The sequence below is a fragment of the Oleiphilus sp. HI0061 genome (genome assembly GCF_001635675.1).
Map to the genome: position 1 here is coordinate 1 of NZ_LWFE01001883.1, position 2515 is coordinate 2515.

The following is a 2515-nucleotide window of genomic DNA, read 5'->3' on the forward strand; positions in this document are numbered from 1 at the left end:
GACCACGCAAACGAGCACTCAAAGTCAAATCAGGCGGAGCACTACCAAACCAAACCTTTGCCTGATCTTCAGCCATGGAAATTTCCATTAACTGGCCGATCTTGGTATCACCTACGAGAATATTTTCTTCAAAAATATCATGAGGAATTCCTAAATCATCAGCGGCACGCTCATAACGAGCGTACTTCATTGAGTGGCAAGCAAAACAGTAGTTCACAAATAAAGATAAACCATTCTGTAAAGACTCATTATCTGAAATGTCTGTTTTGATGTGATCCATAGGCGCTGCAGGTCCACCTGCAGCAAAAGCACCTAAAGAAATAACAGAACAGAAAACCGCAATTAATAAATGTTTCATTATCCTGTCACCCTCTCTGGAACTGGCTTGGTTTTTTCAATCTTTGTATACCAAGGCATTAATAAAAAGTAGGCAAAATACACAGCAGTCAAAATCTGCGCCCATAGCGTTCTTTCAGGCGTCGCAACAACAACACCTAAATAACCGAGTATAGAAAATGATACGACTAACAACGCTAGCGCAACTTTACTGATCCAGCCTTTATAACGAATAGACTTAACAGGGCTCTTGTCCAGCCAAGGCAAGACAAACAGAATTGCTATTGCAGCACCCATCACAACCACACCCAAGAATGCATCAGGTACAGCACGAAGCATTGCGTAGAATGGAGTAAAGTACCAAACAGGAGCAATATGATCAGGCGTTTTCAGCGGGTTTGCTGGTTCAAAGTTTGGCTTCTCGATAAAGTAACCACCCATCTCAGGGAAGAAGAAGACAACACCACAGAATACAAACAAGAAAACAACAATACCGACAATATCGTGCACACTATAGAAAGGATGGAAAGGAATACCGTCTTTTGGAATACCGTTTTCGTCTTTATTCTGCTTTATTTCGATACCATCTGGGTTATTCGAACCCACAGTATGTAAAGCTAATACATGCAGAACAACCAATGCCAAAATAACGATAGGCAATGCCACGACATGCAAAGCAAAGAAGCGGTTTAGCGTGATACCTGAAATCAGGTAATCACCACGAATCCACAAGGACAAATCCTCACCAATGTAAGGGATCGCGCCAAATAGGTTTACGATAACCTGAGCACCCCAGTAAGACATCTGGCCCCACGGTAACAAATAACCCATAAATGCTTCAGCCATCAAAGCTAAATAGATCGTCATACCGAAGATCCAGATAAGTTCTCTAGGCTTCTTATATGAACCATACATTAAGCCACGGAACATATGCAGATAAACCACAACAAAGAATGCTGAAGCGCCGGTGGAGTGCAAGTAACGCAGCAACCAGCCATATTCAACATCACGCATAATGTACTCAACCGATGCAAACGCACCTTCAGCACTTGGGTTGTAGCTCATAGTCAACCAAATACCAGTAAGAAGCTGGTTAACCAAAACAACCATTGAAAGCACACCAAAAATATACCAAACATTAAAGTTCTTTGGCGCGTAGTATTTACTCATGTGATTTTCGAATGCTTCAACAACAGGGAGGCGCTCGTCAATCCAGTTAATTAGCTTTTGCATTATGCCTGCTCCTCATCAACACCAATAACTACCGTTGCATCATCCAGGTACTTATAAGGAGGAATTTCCAAGTTCTTAGGTGCTGGAACCCCTTTATAGACTCGACCTGCCAAATCAAAACGAGAACCGTGACAAGGACAGAAAAAGCCACCTACCCAGTTAGCATCAAATTCTTGAGGCTTCACTTCTGGCACGAATTGTGGAGAACAACCTAGGTGAGTACAGATACCAACAATGACTGCATACTCAGGGCGCGAAGATCTAAACACCCCTTTAATATATTCAGGCTGCTGAGGTAACTCAGACTGAGGGTCTCGCAACTCATCAGACAGCTTTTCAATATTATCAAGCATCTCTTGAGTTCGACGAATAACCCAAACAGGTTTACCTCGCCACTCAACAGTCATTCTCTGACCTGGCTCCAACTTTCCAATGCTTGCTTTAACTGGCGCACCGGCAGCTTTTGCTTTTGCACTTGGATTCCAAGACGCAACAAACGGAACCGCTGCTCCAATTGCCCCTACCCCACCAACAACGGAGGTAGCACCGATTAAAAATCGGCGTCGGCCAGCATTAACGTCGCCATCACTCATATAGGCATCTCCCAATATTAACTACGTACCAATATTTACGTAGTAGTTTAGTTATGATGACCCAGCAACATCTACCCCAGTATAAGTAACTTATACCTGCGTAAATAACGCCCAATCACTTTATCTTATCGACACTAGACTAAAATTTTAGACCGCGCACTTCAAAACCCACAGATAGTAATTAAATTGACCTGCCGCTTCAACAACTTTCGCTACAATATCCCTAATAAAAATAAGGATTAACATAAAAAAAAACGCCTGCCAGCATAACCGACAAGCGTTTCTTGAATAAGGCGTATTAACGCTTTGAGAACTGAGGCTTCTTACGCGCTTTGCGTAGACCAACCTTCTTA

The 2515-nt window shown here is 42.7% G+C and carries 2 protein-coding genes and 1 pseudogene; all 3 read right to left on the reverse strand.

Going from position 1 to position 2515, the window contains the following annotated elements:
• Positions 1–358 (reverse strand): annotated as a pseudogene (locus A3735_RS28580) (cytochrome c1); the annotation flags it as partial.
• On the reverse strand, positions 358–1569 hold the full coding sequence (locus tag A3735_RS28585) for a cytochrome bc complex cytochrome b subunit (protein ID WP_068516409.1): 1212 nt from the start codon (positions 1567–1569) through the stop codon (positions 358–360). The pseudogene A3735_RS28580 and the gene A3735_RS28585, both read right to left, overlap by 1 nt.
• Positions 1569–2162 carry a ubiquinol-cytochrome c reductase iron-sulfur subunit gene (gene petA / locus A3735_RS28590; protein ID WP_068516412.1) on the reverse strand — a complete coding sequence of 198 codons (594 nt, stop codon included), beginning with the start codon at positions 2160–2162 and terminating at the stop codon, positions 1569–1571. The genes A3735_RS28585 and petA overlap by 1 nt, the downstream gene beginning before the upstream one ends.
• Positions 2163–2515 lie beyond the last annotated feature (353 nt).